Origin of the sequence: Streptomyces sp. CNQ085, assembly GCF_022614595.1 — a bacterium.
Taxonomy (GTDB): Bacteria; Actinomycetota; Actinomycetes; order Streptomycetales; family Streptomycetaceae; genus Streptomyces.
Map to the genome: position 1 here is coordinate 7,801 of NZ_JAJFAU010000052.1, position 20,106 is coordinate 27,906.

The window sequence follows — 20,106 nt, forward strand, 5'->3', positions numbered from 1 at the left end:
GTCGATGTCCGGCTGACCTGGCGGACGGCGCAGGTCAGCGGCCCGGCCGTCAAGATCCCGGCGGCTCGTCCATCGGACAGGTGAAACACGCGGATTCCGCCGCCACCGTTCATCGGTCGTTGCCGCCGCGCCGAGCGCCCAGTAGAAACCGGAGTGGAAGTTACCACTCAGTAGCAAATTGGCGTGCGGGAGACCGCACAAGACCACGGGGAGAGGAAACCATGCCGCCCACCAGCCGTACCGCCCCTCCCGGCCGCCGGGACTCCCGGCGGCCGGCCCGCTCGGCCCTGCTCGCCGCCCGGCAGCGGGAACGCGACAGGCTGCCGCCCTACTGGTTCGCGCACCGGCTGGTGCTCGTCCTCAGCGGTCTGCGGCCGGTCCACCTGCTGCTCGGCCACACCCGTGACGAGGCGTACGAGCAGCTGGTCCGGCTCGCCCCGCTGACGCCGCTGCGGTCGGCGGTGGCGGGCGGGCCGGCTCCGGTGGTCCGGGAGGTCGGCTGGTCGCAGCCCTGCCCCGGCGCGGTCGAGGCGTTCGCCCGGATCGCCGCCGGCGACCGGCTGCGCGCTCTGGCCTTCCGTCTGGAGCGCTCCCGCGACCAGCGCTGGCTGTGCTCGGCCGTCGAGCTCGACACCGTGTCCTGACCTGCCCGTCGTCCCGGCCGCCTCCGCCGCTCCGACCGGCGCGGCGGCACCGTGACCACGCCGTGCGGGGCGCGGGCCCGGGCGGCGCGGAAAACGCGGCGGGGCCGGGCGTCCTTCTCGGACGTCCGGCCCCGGAACGGCATCGAAGCGGACCGCCGGCCGCCACGCGGCGGCGGTCACCAGGTCACTTCTTACGGCGGCGGCCCTTCTCCCGCTGGGCCCTGCGGCGCTCGGCGCGGGTCATGCCGTCCGCGGACGAGCGGACCGGACCGCTCTCCTCGCCACTGGCGAAGTCACCCTCGACGACACCGCCTTCGCCGTCCACGGTCGGCGCGGAGAAGTGCAGCCGGTCCGGGCGCTGCGGGGCGTCCAGGCCCTTGGCCCGGATCGCCGGACGCCCGCCCGCCGCGACGGCCTCCTCCTGAGGGGCCTTCTCCAGGGAGGGCGCGGGCCCGGCCTCCTCGACCGGCACCTCCTCGACCTGCTGCTCCACCTGGACCTCCAGGTTGAACAGGTAGCCGACGGACTCCTCCTTGATGCCGTCCATCATCGCGATGAACATGTCGTAGCCCTCGCGCTGGTACTCCACCAGCGGGTCGCGCTGCGCCATGGCGCGCAGGCCGATGCCCTCCTGGAGGTAGTCCATCTCGTACAGGTGCTCGCGCCACTTGCGGTCGAGGACGGAGAGGACCACGCGGCGCTCCAGCTCGCGCATGATCTCCGAGCCGAGCTGCTTCTCACGCTCCTCGTACCGCTCGTGGATGTCGTCCTTGATGGCGTCGGCGATGAAGTCCGCCGTGATGCCGTCGCGGCCCCCGGCGGCCTCCTCCAGGTCCTCGACGGTGACCGTCACCGGGTAGAGCTGCTTGAAGGCGCCCCACAGCCGGTCCAGGTCCCACTCCTCGGCGAAGCCCTCGACCGTCTCGGCCTGGACGTACGCGTCGATGGTGTCGTCCATGAAGTGGACGATCTGCTCGTGCAGGTCCTCGCCCTCCAGGACGCGGCGGCGCTCGCCGTAGATGACCTCGCGCTGCCGGTTGAGGACCTCGTCGTACTTCAGGACGTTCTTGCGGATCTCGAAGTTCTGCTGCTCGACCTGCGACTGCGCCGAGGCGATGGCCCGGGTGACCATCTTGTTCTCGATCGGGACGTCGTCGGGCACGTTGGCCATGGACATCACGCGCTCGACCATCTGCGCCTTGAACAGCCGCATCAGGTCGTCGCCGAGGGAGAGGTAGAAACGGGACTCGCCCGGGTCGCCCTGACGGCCGGAACGGCCGCGCAGCTGGTTGTCGATACGGCGCGACTCGTGCCGCTCGGTGCCCAGCACGTACAGACCGCCGAGGTCGACGACCTCCTCGTGTTCCGCCGCGACGGCCTGCTCGGCGCGCTCCATGGCCCCGGGCAGAGCCGCCGCCCACTCCTCGGCGTTCTCCACCGGGTCCAGGCCCTTGGCCCGCAGCTCGGTCTCGGCGAGGTCGTCCGGGTTGCCGCCGAGCTTGATGTCGGTACCGCGGCCGGCCATGTTGGTGGCGACCGTGACGGCGCCCTTGCGGCCCGCCTGCGCGACGATCACGGCCTCGCGCTCGTGGTTCTTGGCGTTGAGCACCTCGTGCGGCACGCCGCGCTTCCTCAGCTGCTGCGACAGGTACTCGGACTTCTCCACCGAGGTGGTGCCCACCAGAACCGGCTGGCCCTTCTCGTGCCGCTCGACGATGTCGTCGACCACCGCGTCGAACTTGGCGACCTCGGTTCGGTAGATCAGGTCCGACTGGTCCTTGCGGATCATCGGCCGGTGGGTCGGGATCGGCACCACGCCGAGCTTGTAGATCTGCTGGAACTCGGCGGCCTCGGTCATGGCCGTACCGGTCATGCCCGAGAGCTTGTCGTAGAGGCGGAAGAAGTTCTGGAGGGTGATCGTGGCGAGGGTCTGGTTCTCGTCCTTGATCTCCACTCCCTCCTTCGCCTCGATCGCCTGGTGCATGCCCTCGTTGTAGCGGCGGCCGGCCAGGATGCGGCCGGTGTGCTCGTCGACGATCACGACCTCGCCGTCGAGGACGACGTAGTCCTTGTCCTTCTTGTAGAGCTCCTTGGCCTTGATCGCGTTGTTGAGGTAGCCCACCAGTGGGGTGTTGACCGACTCGTAGAGGTTGTCGATCCCCAGCCAGTCCTCGACCTTGGCCACGCCGGACTCGTGGATGGCGACCGTGCGCTTCTTCTCGTCGACCTCGTAGTCGCCCGTCTCCGGCTGCTGCTTGAGCGGGTTGGCGGCCTCACCGCGCTCCAGCCGCCTCACCAGCTTGGCGAAGTCGCCGTACCACTTGGTGGCCTGGTCGGCCGGGCCCGAGATGATCAGCGGGGTGCGGGCCTCGTCGACGAGGATCGAGTCGACCTCGTCGACGATCGCGAAGTTGTGGCCGCGCTGCACGAGCTCGTCCTTCGACCACGCCATGTTGTCGCGCAGGTAGTCGAAGCCGAACTCGTTGTTGGTGCCGTAGGTGATGTCGCAGGCGTACTGCTCGCGGCGCTGCGCCGGAGTCATGTTGGCGACGATGCATCCGATCGTCAGTCCCAGGAACTTGTGGACGCGGCCCATCATCTCGGAGTCACGCTGGGCCAGGTAGTCGTTGACCGTGATGAGGTGGACGCCCTTGCCCGACAGGCCGTTGAGGTAGGCGGGCAGGGTGCCCACCAGCGTCTTGCCCTCACCGGTCTTCATCTCGGCGACGTAGCCCATGTGCAGGGCGGCGCCGCCCATGATCTGCACGTCGTAGTGGCGTTGGCCGAGTACTCGCTTGGCCGCCTCGCGGACCGTCGCGAAGGCCTCGGGCAGCAGGTCGTCCAGGGACTCTCCGTCGGCGAGGCGCTCCCTGTACTCGTCCGTGAGCGCCCGCAGCTCGGCGTCGGTGAGGCTGACGAAATCCTCTTCGATCGACGACACCTGGTCCGCGATGCGGTGCAGTTTGCGCAGGATCTTGCCTTCACCTGCACGCATGATCTTGCCGAAGACGGACACGTAGGCTGGCTCCTTGCCGGTCGGGCCGGGCACGGTCTGGGTGCTCTGGCACGGCGGGCCTCTTCCTTGCTCCGGGCCCAGCCGCACCGGCCATCGTATGCGAGGGGCACCGGCCCCTGTACCCCCCAACGTGCCGGAGACTCGTAAGGTGCCGGTTCCGCCCGATTGGATGACCGGCACAATCATCTCCATGCGACCCGTCACCCTCGGCACCGAGCGTCTCCTGCTGCGCACCTTCGAGCCGCGGGACGTTCCCGCCGTCCACGCCGCCTGCCAGGATCCGGACATCCTGCGCTGGACCACCCTCCCGGAGCCCTACGAGCGGCGGCACGCGCAGGAGTTCGTGCTCAACATCGGCCCGGCCGGCTGGCGCGGGGACACCGCGTACAACTTCGGCGTCTTCACCCGTGACGGGGAGCTGGTGGGCTCCATGGGGCTGGTGCGCATCACACCGCCCTGCCCGGAGGGGCGCCTGGCGGAGCTGGGCTACTGGACGGCCAGGGAGCGGCGGGGCCGCGGGTACACCGCGGAGGCCGCACGGGCGGTGACCGACTGGGCCTTCCGCGAACTGGGAGTGCAGCGGCTGGAGTGGTTCGCCGAGGCCGGGAACACCGGTTCGCGGGCCGTGGCGGAGCGGCTGGGCTTCGTGATGGAGGGCACCCTGCGGGCGCGGATCACCTTCCGCGGGACCCGGCGGGACGCGTGGGTGGCCTCGCTGCTGCCCTCGGACTGGGGGCGGACGGCGGCCGTGGCGTACCTGCCCTCGTCGTAGGAACCGCTCTTCGGAACCCCGTTGTCGGTGGCGGGCTCTATCGTCGGCGCATGACCACCGTCTCACTCTCCGCCGACGAGGCCCGCCGGACCGCGCTGCGCGCACAGGGGCTGCTGGGGGTCCCGGACCGCCGGGCCGGGGTGCGGGGGATGCTGCGCCGTCTGGGCGCCGTGCAGCTGGACACCATCTCAGTGCTGGCCCGCTCCCATGAACTGGTGCCCTACGCACGGCTGGGTGCGGTCGGCCGCGACACGGTGGAGGCGGCGTACTGGTCGGGGGGCCGCGCCTTCGAGTACTGGTCGCACGCGGCCTGCGTCCTGCCGGTCGAGGAGTGGCCGTACTTCGCCTTCCGGCGCCGGGCGTTCCGGGCCAGGGGGCACCGCTGGCACCGCATGGAGGACTCCGAACGCTCCTGCGCCGCCGTACGGGACCGGCTGAGGGCCGACGGCCCGCTGACGGCCACCGAGCTGGGAGGCGCGAAGAACGGCGGCGAGTGGTACGACTGGTCCGAGACGAAGATCGCGGTGGAGTGGCTGCTGGACACCGGCGAGGTGGTCTGCACCGAGCGGCGCGGCTGGAAGAGGGTGTACGACCTGGCCGAGCGCGCCGTCCCCGGCGAACTGCTCCATGACGACCCGACCGACCGCGAGTGCCTGCGCCGGCTGGTCGCCCGGGCCGGGAGGGCGATGGGCGTGGCCACCCGCGCGGACCTGGCCGACTACCACCGGCTGAAGGGCGAGCAGATCGACGCGGTCGTCGCCGAGACGGGCCTGGTGCCGGTGGAGGTGGCGGGCTGGGGAAAGCCCGCCTGGGCGGACCCGGTGGCGCTGGAGACCGAGTCGTCCGGAGGCCGGGGTCGGCACCGCACCACGCTGCTGTCGCCGTTCGACTCGCTGATCTGGGACCGCAGGCGCACCGAGAGGATCTTCGGTTTCACCCACCGGCTGGAGGCCTACGTGCCCAGGGCCCGGCGGATACATGGCTACTTCGCCATGCCGCTGCTGTCGGGCGGGCGGCTGCTGGGCCGGGTCGATCCGGCCCGTGAGGGGAGGACGCTGGTGGCGCGGCAGGTGTCGATGGCGGGGCGCGGCGCGGTGGAGCCGATGGCCCGGGCTCTGTGGGAGGCGGCGGGCTGGGTGGGCTGCGACGCGGTGCGCGTCGAGCGCTGCGACGACCCGGCGCTGGCCGCGGCCCTCGTCTCGGCGCTCGGCTGACGTCGCCCGCCTCCGGCTCGGGCGGTGCGATCGACACGGCCGGCGCGCCACGGACCGGACCACGGCGCGCCGGGCCTCCTCACCTGATCTCGAGGATCTTCTCCCGCATCGCGTAGACCACGGCCTCCATCCGGGAGTGGAGCTGGAGCTTCTCCAGGATGTTGCGGACGTGGTTCTTCACGGTGTTCTCGCTGATGAAGAGTTCCTTGGCGATGTCGCGGTTGTTCATGCCGGTGGCGACGAGCTTGAGCACCTCCAGCTCCCGGTCGGTCAGGCGCGGCGCGGGCACCAGCCGCTTCTCGTCGGTGCGCTGGATCATCGACTTGAACTCGGTGAGCAGCTTGGCCGCCATCGACGGGCTGATCTGCGACTGCCCGTCGGCGACCGCGCGGATCGCGGTGGAAACCTCGTCGGTGGAGATCTCCTTGAGCAGGTAACCGGTGGCCCCCGCCTTGATCGCGTCGTAGAGGTCGGCCTCCTCGTCGCTGATCGTCAGCATGATGATCTTCGCGCTGGGCGCCACCTCCTTGATCGAGGTGCATGCCTCGATGCCACCGCGCCGGGGCATCCGCACGTCCATCAGCACGATGTCGGGAAGCAGGTCCGCGGCCTTGTCCACGGCCTCGGCCCCGTCCCCCGCCTCGCCGACGACCTCGATGTCCTCCTCCTGCGCGAGGACGATCTCCAGCCCACGCCTGAAGAGGGCGTGGTCGTCGACGACCAGGACCCGGATGGGTTCCCCGCGCGAACCCCCCTCCCCCTCGTCCGCGGGGGTGGTGCCGCGGCCTCCGCCCCGCGCACCGGGCGTCACGGGCCCGAAGCTGTCCGCCATCGTTCCTCCCCCTGCAGCCAGGCTACGCAGCGCCAACCGGCCGATGCAGGACGCCGATTGGACGGGTCCATGATTCCATGCCCCCGCCCCCGGCCGAATTCCTCGTTCGGCCGGGGGCGGGGTCCGGTGCGCGGTGTCAGCGACTGTTATCAGCCACCCAGAGCGCCTCCGGCGCCCTGCGGTGCCTCCTCCACGAACGGATCGGGTTCCAGATGGATGACGCCGTAGTCGTAACCGTGCCGCCGGTAGACGACGCTCGGCAGCTTGGTCTCGGAGTCGATGAACAGGTAGAAGTCATGCCCGACCAGCTCCATCTCGTACAGGGCCTGGTCCAGCGACATCGGAGCCGCCGCGTGGGTCTTCTCCCGGACGACCAGGGGGCCGTCCCCCTGGACCTCCAGCGGTCCCACCCTGGTGGTGGCGGGCGGTTCCCCGACCGCCGTGCGCTGCGGCCCGAGCCGGCCGTCCTCGCCGATGGCCGCCGCGTTCGGCACGGTCACGGCCACGTCGCGCGCCGGGATCCGGTGGTGGCCGTTCCCCTTCCGCGCGGAGACCCGCTTCTCGTGCTGCCTGCGCAGCCGCGACTCCAGCTTCTCCGTGGCCAGGTCCAGCGCCACGTAGGGATCGGCCGCCGCCGCCTCGGCGCGGATCACCGGACCGCGGGAGCGCAGTGTGATCTCAACCCGGTCGGAGCGGTCGGCCTGACGCGGGTTGGGCTCCCTGGACACCTCGACGTCGAGGCGGATCGCCTTGGCGTCGATCTTCTGGATCTTGTCCAACTTGAGCTTGTCGACCACATGCTTGCGGAACCGCTCCGGCACCTCTGTCTTACGGCCCTTGACGACGATGTCCACGCAGAACTCCGTTCCCGGGCTTCTCCGCGGCCTGAGCGGCGGAGAACGCCCTTTGTGCACTGAGTCCGGAAGATGCGGGCTCCTGCCCGTCACCGTCCGGCCCTACGTCGGGTTGCGACTTTCACCTCCTCCTCAGCCGGGAAGATCGCCACCCTCCCGTTTCCGGGAGAACAACCGGCAAAGCCGGGCGAACGCCATGGAGCGCACATGTCCCGCCGTACAGAACGACTCTCGCCATTCCTCACAACCGAACCTACCTCCGCCGGGGGAAACCCGGCACCCCCTGGTGTCACGGACCTCCGGTCCCGGACGGCGTCGCCTCCAGGACGGAAACGAGACGCTTCCGCCCGCGGTTCCACCCGTACGGACCACACTGCCCACTCACGGCCGGGGTACGCCCCCGCGAACCGCCTGCCGGGTGAGCACCCGCACGCCGGTGCGAGACCGGCGGGAGCACCGGTGTGCGGGCCCTCTGGGGGCCGGCCGGCGCCGCGCTAGGGTGCGCCGTACCGCGAGGCCGCCACCACCGCCGCGCCGGCCACCCTGCCGCCCGCCCGGTCCAGCACCCGCGCCGCCTCCGCGAGCGAGGCGCCCGTGGTCACCAGGTCGTCCACCATGATCACCGGACCCTCCTCCAGCAGCCGCCCCGCACCGGCGGCCGTGTCCAGCGCGCCGGCCAGGTTGGCCAGGCGCTGCCGGGCGTCCAGCCCCGCCTGGTCCTCCACGGCACGCCGCTGCCGCAGCACGGGCAGGACCCGCGCCGGCCGTCCGCCGCGTCTGAGCTCACCGGCGGCCGCCAGCGCCATCCTCCGCACCGGATCGTGGCCGCGCGCCGCCACCGAGCGCCGCGCGGAGGGCACCGGTACCAGCAGCAGCGGCCCCGCCCTCCCCCGCGCAGTCTCCCCCGACGCCGTCTCCCGGGCCGCGGCCCGCGCGGCAGCGCGCACCGCCACGGCCAGCACCGCCCCCAGCTGAGCGGCCAGCCGCAGGGCGCCGCGCTCCTTGTGCGCGAGCAGCACGGCCCGCGCCTCGTCGGCGTACGTCAGACACGCGTGGACCGACGGCAGACCGTCCAACTGCGGATCCGGCCGCACCCGACGGGGCCGGCAGCCGCGCAGCAGCCCCCGGCACCGCGCACACAGGCCGGCGCGCGGCAGACCGCAGCCGGCGCAGTCGGCCGGCAGCACCAGACCGGCCAGTTCTCCCCACCATTCCCGCATACCGAGCACACCGGGACGACTACCCCGGGTAGAGGGGCATCGACCCTTCGTCCGTGACCAGTTCCCACTCGGCCCGATCAAGCCGGGCGATACCCTCCTCCGTGTCGGCCAGCAGCGGCTTCTCGCTGTTCTCCGAGGCCGCCACCCCGGTCACCCCGTTGAGCCCGGGCAGCGTCGAGGGCCCGGCCGACGAGCCGTCCGTCGCCGTGTAGCGCAACTGCCGTACGCCCTTCGCCTCCCGGCCGACGACCACCAGCCTGCTGTCACCCGCCCAGGAGGCGTCCAGCACCTCTTCCATCCGCGGAGCGATGGGCCGCAGGCCCTCCACGGTCGCCCTGGGCTCACCGTCTCCGATCTCCTCCCGCTCGATGCGTCCGAGCCGGAGAGTCGTCCGGTCCCCCTCACTGACCAGCAACGCCATGCGCACACCGTCCGAGGAGACCCTAAGCGCCTCGATGCGACCGCGGCCGAGACCGGTCACCTCGACCTCCCTGGGCTCCTCCTGGCCACCGCGCAGCCACAGCAGCCGGGACCTGTCCGGATCGCGGTCGGCCACCCACAGATCGCCGAGTCCGTCCCAGCTCGGAGCCGTCAGCCCGTCCCTCTCCCGCTGCGCGCCGCTGGTCACGAGGGGGTCGCCGAACCCGGTGTCGGCGGTGAGCGGGGCGACGAACAGCGACCGGCCGTCCAGCGACACCCCGGCGCCGCGCTTCTCGTCCCGGCTCACCGAGACCGCGCTCATCCGGACCTGCCCCGTGCCGAACGGACCGCCGACGGGAGCGATCCGGTCGCCGTCGCCCAGCACCACGGCCAGCCGGTCGCGGTCGTCGACGAAGTACTGGCCGCCGTCGCCGCCCAGCCGGCCCGGCGCGTACGCCTCGGCCTCGTCACGCGTCAGCGAGCACAGTTCCGCGCCGCCGCCTCCTCCCGTCAGCCGGACACGGGAGGTCTTGGCCGGCACCTGGCCGCCCACGGTGTACAGCACCTGGGCGGCCATCCGGTCGCACTGGGCGCTCCCCGTCCTGAGCGGACGCTCGCGCCCCTTCCCGTCGCGTACGACCAGCGGGACGGTCAGCGTGCCGGAGTCGTTCGGGGAGAGCCTCGCGCCGTCGGCGAGCCGTGCGCCCTCGGGGAAGGCCGAGCCGGTCACCGGGGCCAGCCAGCCGGTCGGGCCGTCCAGCAACGCCTCGACCGCCTCGGTCAGCGGGTCTATGCGTTCCCGGACGTAGACCGGATCGGCGACCAGGACATCCTCGCCCCGCGTCACCGCGCCGGTATCCGGGCCCAGGTCGGCGTAGTGGTAGGTGTTGACCGACTCGTAGTTGCGCTCGAAGTCGGCCTCGGCCACCACCAGCCCGTCCGGCAGCCGGTCGATACGCCACTCGCCTCCCACCCGGACGAGCTGGAACGTCTCCCGGTACGTCCCGTCGCTGGGCCGGTGGGCGTGCTCGCTGTCCACCAGCGCGACGGTGGAGCCGGTCACCTCCAGAGTGGTGCCCTTCTCCTCACTGATGGAAGAGCGGTCGGAGGTGCGCACGGAGGGGGCGGCGTCGAGCACCGTCGTACGGGCGAAGGGGTCCCAGCCGTGCGCGGCCCTGCCGGTGAGGTACTCGCGGGCGGTGGCGAACTCCGGTTCGTCACTCGTGGTGGCCTCCAGGAAACCGCGCACGATCTGCCAGGGCTGCGCGCCCTTGCGCGGGCTCACCCCGAACACCCGCGCCTGGGAGTCGGTTTCGGACCGGGAGGGAGGATCTATCCTGCGGACCTCCCCTTCGGAGGGCATCGACGCGCACCCGGCGAGCAGCAGGACGAGCGCGCCGAGCGCCGCCGCGGGCCTGCGGCGGCCACGGGAGGAACGCAGCGGACGCGGACCCCGGCGGGGACGCTCAGTCGCCTTGCCGTTCGCCATGGTCGCCATGTCCACCCTGCTCCTCCATCGGTTCTTCCGGCTCCCTCGCCGTCCGCCTCCGCGTGTCCGGCTCTCCCCCGCCCGGTTCGTTCCCACCGTCCACGGCCTCCCTCGGCGGCGCCACCGCGCCACCGCGCGACCGGTGCGGCTCCCGCGCGGTACCCCGGGACGCGGCCGGGGACTGCGCGGAGGCACGCGCCTCACCGGGCGGGGCCTGGGCCTCCTCCCTCCGGCGGCGGGAGTCGGCCGGCTCCAGGGGGATGGGGGAACCGCGCAGCTGCTCCCCCGCGGTCTGCGGAACGGTCAGCCGGAACTGAGAACCGCCGCCCGGCTCGCCCCAGGCCTGCAGCCAGCCACCGTGCAGCCTGGCGTCCTCGACCGCGATGGACAGGCCCAGACCGGTGCCGCCCGTGGTACGGGCACGGGCCGGGTCGGCGCGCCAGAAGCGGTTGAAGACCCGGTTGGCCTCGCCCGGCTTGAGCCCCACACCGTAGTCGCGTACCGCCACGGCCACCGCACCGCCGCCCGAGGCGAGCCGGACCACGATGTCCCGTCCCTCACCGTGCTCGACCGCGTTGACCACGAGATTGCGCAGCACCCGCTCGACACGCCTGGCATCGGCCTCCGCCACCACCGGCCGCTCGTCGCCGTACACCAGAAGACGGCTGCCCTTGCGCTCGGCGAGCGGCTCCGCACCCTCCAGAACACGCCTGACCACGTCGCGCAGATCCACCGGGTCGGCCTCCAGCGCGGCCGCCTTGGCGTCGAACCGGCTGATCTCCAGCAAATCCGCCAGCAGCGACTCGAAGCGGTCCAGCTGGCCCAGCAGCAACTCGGCCGAGCGGGCCGTCACCGGGTCGAACTCGTCGCGGGCTTCGTGGATGACGTCGGCGGCCATCCGCACCGTGGTGAGCGGGGTGCGCAGCTCGTGGGAGACGTCCGAGACGAAGCGGCGCTGCATCCGGGACAACTCCTCCAATTGTTGGATCTTCGTCTGGAGGTTCTTCGCCATCTTGTTGAACGATTCGCCCAGCCGGGCGATGTCGTCCTCACCGCTGACCTTCATCCGCTCCTGGAGGCGTCCGGCGGCGAGCCGCTCGGAGATTCTGGCGGCCATCCGGACGGGGGTGACCACCTGGCGCACGACGAGCCAGGCGATGGCTCCCAGCAGCACCACCACGAAGACCCCCGCGGTGGCGAGGGTGCCCTTGACCAGGCTGAGGGACTTCTCCTCCTGCTGGAACGGGAAGAGGTAGTACAGCTGGTACGGGTCGCCGTTGGGGTCGCTGAGGCGCTTGCCTATGACCAGCGCGGCCTCGGTCCGGCCGCCTTCCAGCACGATCGTGCCGTACTGCTCGTAGGTGTCGGGGCTGTCGTCCAGCGCCTCGCGCAGCTGCGGCGACACGCTCTCCTCGGGCTTGAGGTCGAAGGACGCGCGGGGCCCGTGGGTGTCCGATCCCTCGCCCGCGCCGAAGGTGCCCGGCCCCTCCTCGGAGCTGAGCGCCACCAGGTAGTAGACACCCTGGCCGCCACTGGCCAGCTGCGTCACCAGATCGTTCAGCCAGGTGCCGGTGTCCTGGCGCACGTCACGGCCGTTGCCGGTGCCTCCCGGAACCACGTCGTCGGCCAGCTGTTCGGCCACCGCGAAGCCGCCGGCTGCCTGGCTCCGCGCGGCCTGCTGCTTGGCATCCAGGAGCCCGTTGCTGACCTGGCCGATGACGACCAGGCCCAGCAGCAGGACGACCGCGAGGGACATCAGCAGCGTGGCGGTCACCACCCGCAGCTGGATGTTGCGCCGCCACAGCCGCACCACGGCCAGCAGCGGGCGCCGTACCCAGCGGACGAACATCCGGAACAGAGGGTGCGCCCGGCTGCCCGTCGCCCCTTCGGACAGCAGCCCGTCCGAGAGGAATCGACCGCCACGCCACATGTCAGCTTGGCCCGGCCTTGTACCCCACGCCGCGTACGGTCACCACGATCTCGGGCCGCTCCGGGTCCTTCTCGACCTTGGAGCGCAGCCGCTGCACATGGACGTTGACCAGCCGGGTGTCCGCCGCGTGACGGTAGCCCCACACCTGTTCCAGAAGCACCTCGCGGGTGAAGACCTGCCACGGCTTGCGTGCGAGGGCCACCAGCAGGTCGAACTCCAGAGGGGTCAGCGCTATGGACTGCCCGTCGCGCTTCACCGAGTGCCCCGCCACGTCGATGACCAGATCGCCGATGGCGAGCTGCTCGGGCGCGGGTTCCTCCGACCGCCGCAGCCGCGCCCGGATGCGTGCCACCAGTTCCTTAGGCTTGAACGGCTTGACGATGTAGTCGTCGGCCCCCGACTCCAGGCCCACCACCACATCGACGGTGTCGCTCTTGGCCGTGAGCATGACGATTGGCACCCCGGATTCGGCACGGACCAGCCGGCACACCTCGATGCCGTCCCGGCCCGGCAGCATCAGGTCGAGCAGTACGAGGTCGGGCTTGGTCTCGCGGAAGGCGGCGAGGGCCTTGTCTCCGTCCGACACGAACGACGGTTCGAAACCTTCGCCGCGCAGTACGATGCCGAGCATCTCCGCCAGTGCGGTGTCGTCATCGACGACCAGGACACGTCCCTTCATGTGTCCATCATCCCATCACCCGATCGGGACTCATCCCGGGGTGACGGTGAGGGCGAGCACAGCTCGGCCAGCGCGCCCCCCGTGACCGGTGAGACCACACCCCGCTCGGTGACGATCGCCGTCACCAGTTCCGCCGGAGTGACGTCGAAGGCCGGGTTGTACGCCTGCGCGCCCAGCGGAGCCACCGGAATGCCGCTGCCCGGTTCCGCCCCGGCCCCCGGCACCGTCGGCGGCGCGAACTCCGTCACCTCATGGCCAGGACGCTGCTCCACCTCGATCGAACCGCCGTCGGCCGTCTCAAGGTCCACCGTGGTCACGGGTGCCACGACCACGAACGGCACATGGTGGTAGCGGGCCAGCACCGCCAGCGGGTAACTACCGATCTTGTTCGCCACCGAGCCGTCGGCCGCGATCCGGTCCGCGCCGACCAGGACCGCGTCCACCTCGCCCGCCGCGAACAGCGAGCCGGCCGCGTTGTCCGGCAGGATCGTGTAGGCCATGCCCTCCCGAGCGGCCTCGTACGCCGTCAGCCGTGCCCCCTGGAGCAGCGGCCGGGTCTCGTCCACCCACAGTCGGCGCAGCTCGCCGGCGCGGTGCGCCGCACGCGCCACCCCGAACGCGGTGCCTCCCCCGCCGGACACCAGCGCCCCGGTGTTGCAGTGGGTGAGGACGCGGTAGCCGCCGCCCGGCAGCAGTTCACCCAGCAGAGCCAGACCGTGCACGGCCATCCGCTCACTCGCCTCGGCGTCCTCGCGGTGCAGCGCCCGGGCCTCGGCCAACGCCGCGGCGGCCGCCCGCTCGTACCCCGCGCCGCCGTCCGCCGCCGTCCGGAAGGCCCGCTCGGCCCGGTCCACCCCGTACCCGAGGTTGACCGCGGTCGGACGCGCGTGCCTGAGCTGCTCGGCCGCATCGGTCACGTCGTACCCGCGTGCGGCGGCCAGCGCGACGCCGTACGCGCCCGCCAGCCCCAGCAACGGCGCGCCGCGCACCGCGAGCGAGCGGATCGCCTCCACCAGTGCGGGCACGTCGGTGCAGACGAGCTCGACCTCCTCGACGGGCAGCCGGGTCTGGTCGAGCAACACCACCACCGGCCCTTCAGGAGGTTCCTCCCAGCGCAGCGCGGGAACGGGAACGGGTGCGTCATCGGGCGCCGAAGCCGTGGATCGTTCCTCAGTCTGGTCAACCATTCGGACAGTCTGCCCCTTCTCCCGACCATCAGTCGAAGGCAACCGGGAGCCGCAGGGCCCGCGCCGTTCCACGGCGGCCCATGGCACGATGGCTGCCAACCAGCCGATACATCCCCACGGACAGGCCGCGAGAACACGAGGTGAACTGTTGTGAGCGACTCTCCGGGCTGGGCCTCGCCCGGGTCCTCCCCTTCCGATCCTCCCCCTGTGTCCGGAGGCGGTGGCACCTCCGGGCAGCCCGCCGAGAAGGCCACGCCGCGGCAGCAGCCCACGAACTGGTCGCCGCAGCAGCCGCCCGCCGCGCCGCAGGGCTGGGGCGCTCCTCCGCCTCCGCCGCCGGGCGGCGGCTGGGGAAACTGGAACCAGCCGCCCGCGGCCAAGCCCGGTGTCATTCCGCTCCGTCCTCTGGGTGTGGGCGAGATCCTGGACGGAGCGGTCTCCACCGCACGGGCCCACTGGCGGACGACCCTGGGCATATCGCTCGCGGTAGCGATCATGATCCAGCTCGCCTCCACCGTGGCCACCGGCATCTGGATGCGGGACAACAGCAGTCTGCGGGCACTGGAGACCGAGGCCGAACCGACCAGGGGCGAAGTGCTGGACGCCCTCAGCGGCACGTTCAGCGCCCTGGGCGTCGAGATGCTGGCCTCCCTGATCGGCACGGTCATCGCCACCGCGATGCTCACCGTTGTGGTCAGCCGCGCCGTCCTGGGCCGACCGGTGTCCATGGGAGATGCCTGGCGCGACTCCCGGCCGCAGCTCGCCCGTCTGCTCGGACTGACGCTGCTGGTGGGAGTGATCGTGACCGGAGCGGTCGTCCTGGGTTTCCTGCCCGGCATTCTGCTCAGCGCGGCGGGCTCGGGACCGGCGGGCATAGGCATCGGTCTCCTCGGTGGTTTCGCGGGCACCGCGGCAGCCGTCTGGCTTTGGGTCCGCTACTGCCTCTCCGCGCCCGCCCTCATGCTGGAGCGGCAGGGCGTCCTCGCCTCCCTCCGGCGCTCCGCCAAGCTCGTGCGGAACTCCTGGTGGCGCATCTTCGGCATCCAGCTCCTCACCGTCGTGCTGGTCTTCATGGTCGGGATGATCATCCAGCTCCCCGTCTCCTTCCTGGCACCCGTGCTGAGCGGCGACGGCATCGACCCCCTCGTCTCCGGTGCCGTCGCGGAGATCACCTGGACATACCTGATCGTCGTCGGCATCGGCGCGGTCCTCGCCTCCACCATCACCCTCCCGATCAGCGCGGGCGTCACGGCCCTCCTCTACATGGACCAGCGCATTCGCCGCGAGGCCCTCGACCTCGAACTCGCCCGTGCCGCGGGAGTCCCCGGCCACGAGGGGCGCACCGACGACCCCGCTCCGGGGAACTGATGTGATGAAGCGGTCCGCGGGCGTGCGCACGGATGATTCCGACGGCGGGGCACCGGTGACGATCCCGCGTGTCCCGGCACGCGAGGCCGCCGAGGACGAACTGTCCAAGCCGATGTACCACGAGAACGACCCGAGCCCGCTGCGGCGCCTCCTCGACTGGGTGTGGGAGCGGATCGGCGACCTCCTCGACGCCGCTGCCGGGGCCACGCCCGGCGGCTGGGTCGGTCTCACTGTCCTCGCCCTGCTCGTCGCGCTCTTCCTGATCGGCCTGCGGCTGCGCATGGGCGCGCTGCGCCGCGCACCCGGATCCGCCGGGCACGGCGAACTCTTCGGCGACCGCCCGCGTAGCGCCGACGAGCACCGCACCGCGGCCGAGCGGCACGCCTCCGCCGCCCGCTGGAGCGAAGCGCTCCAGGAGAGGATGCGCGCTCTCGTCCGTTCCCTGGAGGAACGCGCCCTGCTCGCCCCCCGCCCGGGCCGCACCGCCGACGAGGCCGCCACCGAAGCCGCCCGGGTCCTCCCAGACCACACCGCGTCCCTGTACGCAGCCGCCCTCGCTTTCGACGAGGTGACATACGCCGGGCGCCCGGCCGACCGGGCCGCGTATCTCCGGCTGCGGGACCTCGACGACGCCGTCCGGCGCAGCCGGCCCCGTCTCACCGGTGGCCTTCCCGCCTCCGCGACCCCCGGCAAAGGCGTCGTATGACGACCGCACCACCCACCCCGCCCACCGACGCGGCCGCATCGGTATCGCCCACCGCACGCCAACTGTGGGGGCGTGCCCGCGGCCTGCTGCTGGCAGCGGCCGTCCTGGCGCTGGCCGGCCTGGTCATCGCCGCCCTCCGCTCCGTTGAGCAGCACGGGCTGCTCGACCCGCGCTCCGCCGACCGCTACGGCAGTCGCGCCACCGCCGAACTCCTCGCCGACCGCGGCGTGGACACCACCGTCGCCACCGGCGTAGCCGAGGCCACCGAGGCCCTGGGCCCCGACACCACACTGCTGGTGGCCAACCCCGACCTGCTCAGCGCACGGCAGCAGTCCGCACTGCGCACCGCCGCCTCCGGCAGCGGGAGCCGCACCGTCCTGCTGGCCCCGGGCCCCGCCTCGCTGGGCACCCTGGCCCCGAATGTACGCGCCGTGGAGCCCGCCGCCGTCGAGGTGCTCCACCCCGGCTGCGACGCCCCCTACGCCCGGCGCGCGGGCGCGGCCGAACTCGGCGGCATCACCTACACCACCTCTGCCACCCCGGTCGAGGACTGCTACCACAGCGGCGAACTGCCCACCCTGCTGCGGCTCCCCGCGGAAACCGGCGAAGGTGACACCGTGGTGCTCGGTGCCCCGGACCTGCTGTACAACCACCGTCTCGACGACCACGGCAATGCCTCGCTCGCCCTGCAACTCCTCGGCTCCCGGTCCCATCTGGTCTGGTACCTTCCCTCGCTGGACGACGCCACCGCCACCGACGGCGGCAACAAGAGCTTCCACGACCTCATCCCCTCCGGCTGGAGGTGGGGCGCCCTCCAGCTCGCTGTCGCCGCGGTCCTCACCGCACTCTGGCGGGCCAGGCGCCTCGGCCCCCTCGTCCCCGAACGGCTGCCCGTGACCGTCCCGGCCTCCGAGGCGGCCGAGGGCCGTGCCCGCCTCTATCACCGGGCCCGCGCGCGCGAACGCGCCGCCGAAGCACTGCGCTCGGCGACCCGTACCCGGGTCGCCCCTCTCGCCGGCGTGCCCACCGCACAGGCCCACCGCTCCGATGCTCTGTGCCCGGCCGTCGCCACCCGCACCGGGGACAACGGTGCCCGGATCCACAGCCTTCTGTTCGGCCCGGCTCCCACCGACGACGAAGCCCTCGTCCGGCTGGCCGACCGACTCGACCTCCTCGAACGCCGTATCACCCCATCTCCGAGAGACAAGGACCGCACTCCGTGAGCGCCCCCTCCGCAGACAGCGCCCGCGCCGCCCTCGAGGCTCTGCGCGGAGAGATCTCCAAAGCCGTGGTCGGCCAGGACGCCACCGTCACCGGACTCGTCGTCGCCCTGCTCTGCCGCGGACACGTACTGCTGGAGGGCGTCCCGGGCGTCGCCAAAACCCTTCTTGTCCGCGCTCTGGCCGCCACACTCGAACTCGACACCAAGCGCGTCCAGTTCACCCCTGATCTGATGCCGAGCGATGTCACCGGCTCGCTCATCTACGACAACCGCACAGCAGAGTTCTCCTTCCGGCCCGGCCCGGTCTTCACCAATCTCCTCCTCGCCGACGAGATCAACCGAACCCCGCCGAAGACCCAGGCATCCCTGCTCGAAGCCATGGAGGAGCGGCAGGTCACCGTCGAGGGCATCGCACGCAAGCTCCCCGATCCCTTCCTGGTGGCCGCCACCCAGAACCCCGTCGAGTACGAGGGCACCTACCCCCTCCCCGAAGCCCAGCTCGACCGGTTCCTGCTCAAGCTCCAGGTGGCACTGCCTTCCAGAGAAGAGGAGATCAAGGTCCTCTCCCGGCACGCGGAAGGCTTCGATCCCCGCGACCTCACCGCCGCCGGCGTACGTCGTGTAGCCGGCCCCGCGGATCTGGACGCGGCCCGGGCCGCTGTGGCCAAGACCTCCGTATCCCCCGATGTCGCCGGCTACGTCGTCGATATCTGCCGTGCCACCCGCGAATCCCCCTCGCTTTCCCTGGGCGCCTCACCCCGCGGCGCCACCGCGCTGCTGTCCACCGCCAGAGCCTGGGCCTGGCTCACCGGACGCGACTACGTCACCCCCGACGATGTGAAGGCGCTCGCCCTGCCCACTCTGCGGCACCGCGTCCAACTGCGCCCCGAGGCCGAAATGGAGGGTGTCACCGCGGACAGCGTGATCTCTTCGCTGCTCGCCCATGTTCCCGTGCCCCGCTGAGGCGACACGGACTGATCGATGGCTCTCACCGGACGTACCGCTCTCATCGCCGCCCTCGGCGCGCTTCTCGTCGGTTTCCTGCTTCCGAGCTGGACCGGCCTACTCACCGTCGAAATTCCTCTGCTGCTCGCAATCCTGTACGACCTGGGTCGCGCCGCGCCAGTACGAAAGCTCCTTTTCACCCGTTCCGGTGATACATCAGTTCGACTTGGTGAACCCGCCGAAATCCTGCTCACCGTCATCAACCCCGCCGGACGACCGCTCCGCGCGCATCTCCGCGACGCCTGGCCACCCAGCGTCTGGACCTCCGGCTCCGAGATCGCCGCCTCCCGGCACCGGCTGACCGTCCCCGGCGGGGAACGCCGCCTTCTCACCACACGGCTGCGCCCGACCCGGCGCGGCGACCACCACGCCGCCCGCGTCACCGTGCGCTCCTACGGCCCGCTCGGCCTGGCCGCCCGCCAGGGCAGTCATTCCGTCCCCTGGACGGTGCGCGTCCTGCCACCCTTCACCAGCCGCAAGCACCTTCCCGCGCGGCTCTCCCGCCTCCGTGAACTCGACGGGCGCACCAGCGTCCTCACCCGTGGCGAGGGCACCGAGTTCGACAGCCTCCGCGAGTACATCCCGGGCGACGACACCCGGTCCATCGACTGGCGCGCCACCGCCCGCCGGAGCAGCGTCGCCGTCCGCACCTGGCGCCCCGAACGCGATCGCCGCATCCTGGCCGTCCTCGACACCGGGCGCACCTCGGCCGGCCGGGTGGGCGACATCCCGCGCCTCGACGCCTCGATGGACGCCGCCCTGCTGCTGGCAGCCCTCTCCGTCCGTGCGGGCGACCACTTCGATCTGCTGGCCTACGACCGCCGGATGCGCGCCACACTCCGGGGCCGTACAGCCCATGACCTGCTCCCCGCACTGGTCACGACGATGGCGCCACTCGAACCGGCACTGATCGAGTCCGATGCCCGGGGCATGGCCTCGACCGTCCTGCGCAACGCCCCCCAGCGTTCACTCGTCGTCCTGTTCACCGGCCTCGACGCCTCCCCCCTGGAAGAGGGTCTGCTCCCCGTGCTCCCGCTCCTCACCCAGCGCCACACGGTCGTGGTGGCGTCCGTCGCCGACCCTCGCATCAAGGAGATGGCCGCCGCACGCGGCACACTCGACGCCGTCTACGGAGCCGCGGCCGCGGCCAGGACTCAGGCGGAACGCCGTCACACCGCGTCCCGGCTCCGCCGCCGTGGTGTGACCGTCGTGGACGCCACCCCCCATGAACTCGCCCCGGCCCTGGCCGACACCTACCTCGCACTCAAAGCCGCCGGCCGCCTCTGAGCCCTCAGTGGCAAGGCCTGAGCAATTCCATAGCCCTTCTTCGCCATACATGGCTCCTGGTGGCACAAGACACGGAACCACAAAACAGAAAGGCCTCGGTCTCCGAGTCATAAACTCGGAGACCGAGGCCTCACAAATTGTTCGGCGGCGTCCTACTCTCCCACACGGTCCCCCATGCAGTACCATCGGCGCTGAAAGGCTTAGCTTCCGGGTTCGGAATGGAACCGGGCGTTTCCCTCTCGCTGTGACCACCGAAACACC

At 71.7% G+C, this 20,106-nt stretch carries 16 protein-coding genes and 1 rRNA gene; 8 read left to right on the top strand and 9 right to left on the bottom strand.

Annotated elements, in window-relative coordinates:
- The first annotated feature begins 221 nt into the window (after positions 1 to 221).
- Complete coding sequence (locus LJ221_RS11575; RefSeq protein ID WP_241716016.1) at positions 222 to 644, top strand: Rv3235 family protein; 423 nt, start codon at positions 222 to 224, stop codon at positions 642 to 644.
- Between the two features lie 184 nt (positions 645 to 828).
- Here LJ221_RS11575 and secA read toward each other — a convergent pair whose 3' ends face one another.
- Positions 829 to 3,660 carry a preprotein translocase subunit SecA gene (gene secA, locus LJ221_RS11580; protein ID WP_241716018.1) on the bottom strand — a complete coding sequence of 944 codons (2,832 nt, stop codon included), beginning with the start codon at positions 3,658 to 3,660 and terminating at the stop codon, positions 829 to 831.
- Positions 3,661 to 3,850: 190 nt separating this feature from the next.
- Between secA and LJ221_RS11585 the strand changes: the two genes are divergently transcribed.
- Both LJ221_RS11585 and LJ221_RS11590 read left to right on the top strand, forming a co-directional pair.
- The gene (locus tag LJ221_RS11585) at positions 3,851 to 4,432 is read left to right on the top strand and encodes a GNAT family N-acetyltransferase (RefSeq protein ID WP_241716020.1); all 582 of its coding nucleotides are present in this window, start codon (positions 3,851 to 3,853) and stop codon (positions 4,430 to 4,432) included.
- Between the two features lie 50 nt (positions 4,433 to 4,482).
- Complete coding sequence (locus tag LJ221_RS11590) at positions 4,483 to 5,646, top strand: winged helix-turn-helix domain-containing protein (protein ID WP_241716022.1); 1,164 nt, start codon at positions 4,483 to 4,485, stop codon at positions 5,644 to 5,646.
- Between the two features lie 79 nt (positions 5,647 to 5,725).
- On the opposite strand, the gene LJ221_RS11595 is transcribed toward LJ221_RS11590, so the two are convergent.
- The 7 genes from LJ221_RS11595 to mtnA all read right to left on the bottom strand — a co-directional run bounded on the left by LJ221_RS11595 (position 5,726) and on the right by mtnA (position 14,257).
- Positions 5,726 to 6,478, bottom strand: a complete 753-nt coding sequence (locus LJ221_RS11595; RefSeq protein WP_241716024.1) for a response regulator transcription factor — start codon at positions 6,476 to 6,478, stop codon at positions 5,726 to 5,728.
- A gap of 149 nt (positions 6,479 to 6,627) precedes the next feature.
- A complete protein-coding gene (hpf, locus tag LJ221_RS11600; protein WP_241716027.1) occupies positions 6,628 to 7,332 on the bottom strand; it encodes a ribosome hibernation-promoting factor, HPF/YfiA family in 705 nt (234 codons plus the stop codon).
- A 494-nt stretch (positions 7,333 to 7,826) separates the two neighbouring features.
- Entirely contained in the window at positions 7,827 to 8,552 is a 726-nt protein-coding gene (locus LJ221_RS11605; protein ID WP_308314765.1) for a ComF family protein, read from the bottom strand.
- 19 nt (positions 8,553 to 8,571) lie between these two features.
- Positions 8,572 to 10,470 (bottom strand): LpqB family beta-propeller domain-containing protein, encoded by a 1,899-nt coding sequence (locus tag LJ221_RS11610; RefSeq protein WP_241716029.1) that lies wholly within the window; start codon positions 10,468 to 10,470, stop codon positions 8,572 to 8,574.
- Positions 10,439 to 12,391 carry an MtrAB system histidine kinase MtrB gene (mtrB, locus tag LJ221_RS11615; protein ID WP_241716031.1) on the bottom strand — a complete coding sequence of 651 codons (1,953 nt, stop codon included), beginning with the start codon at positions 12,389 to 12,391 and terminating at the stop codon, positions 10,439 to 10,441. The genes LJ221_RS11610 and mtrB overlap by 32 nt, the downstream gene beginning before the upstream one ends.
- A gap of 1 nt (position 12,392) precedes the next feature.
- Positions 12,393 to 13,070 (bottom strand): two-component system response regulator MtrA, encoded by a 678-nt coding sequence (gene mtrA / locus LJ221_RS11620; RefSeq protein ID WP_241716033.1) that lies wholly within the window; start codon positions 13,068 to 13,070, stop codon positions 12,393 to 12,395.
- Positions 13,067 to 14,257: an S-methyl-5-thioribose-1-phosphate isomerase gene (gene mtnA, locus LJ221_RS11625; RefSeq protein ID WP_241716035.1), complete on the bottom strand. Its 1,191-nt coding sequence runs from the start codon at positions 14,255 to 14,257 to the stop codon at positions 13,067 to 13,069. The genes mtrA and mtnA overlap by 4 nt, the downstream gene beginning before the upstream one ends.
- A gap of 207 nt (positions 14,258 to 14,464) precedes the next feature.
- Here mtnA and LJ221_RS11630 point away from each other — a divergent pair, with 207 nt between their 5' ends.
- Genes LJ221_RS11630 through LJ221_RS11650 form a run of 5 tightly spaced genes read left to right on the top strand, consistent with a single transcriptional unit; the run spans position 14,465 to position 19,845 of the window.
- Entirely contained in the window at positions 14,465 to 15,625 is a 1,161-nt protein-coding gene (locus tag LJ221_RS11630; protein ID WP_241716037.1) for a glycerophosphoryl diester phosphodiesterase membrane domain-containing protein, read from the top strand.
- Positions 15,626 to 15,629: 4 nt separating this feature from the next.
- A complete protein-coding gene (locus tag LJ221_RS11635; protein ID WP_241716039.1) occupies positions 15,630 to 16,331 on the top strand; it encodes a DUF4129 domain-containing protein in 702 nt (233 codons plus the stop codon).
- A complete protein-coding gene (locus LJ221_RS11640) occupies positions 16,328 to 17,554 on the top strand; it encodes a DUF4350 domain-containing protein (RefSeq protein ID WP_241716041.1) in 1,227 nt (408 codons plus the stop codon). Before LJ221_RS11635 ends, LJ221_RS11640 begins: the two co-directional genes overlap by 4 nt.
- A complete protein-coding gene (locus tag LJ221_RS11645) occupies positions 17,524 to 18,516 on the top strand; it encodes an AAA family ATPase (protein WP_374228429.1) in 993 nt (330 codons plus the stop codon). The genes LJ221_RS11640 and LJ221_RS11645 overlap by 31 nt, the downstream gene beginning before the upstream one ends.
- Before the next feature lie 18 nt (positions 18,517 to 18,534).
- Positions 18,535 to 19,845: a DUF58 domain-containing protein gene (locus LJ221_RS11650; protein WP_241716045.1), complete on the top strand. Its 1,311-nt coding sequence runs from the start codon at positions 18,535 to 18,537 to the stop codon at positions 19,843 to 19,845.
- A gap of 139 nt (positions 19,846 to 19,984) precedes the next feature.
- On the opposite strand, the gene rrf is transcribed toward LJ221_RS11650, so the two are convergent.
- Positions 19,985 to 20,101 (bottom strand): 5S ribosomal RNA (rrf, locus tag LJ221_RS11655).
- Positions 20,102 to 20,106: the final 5 nt, after the last annotated feature.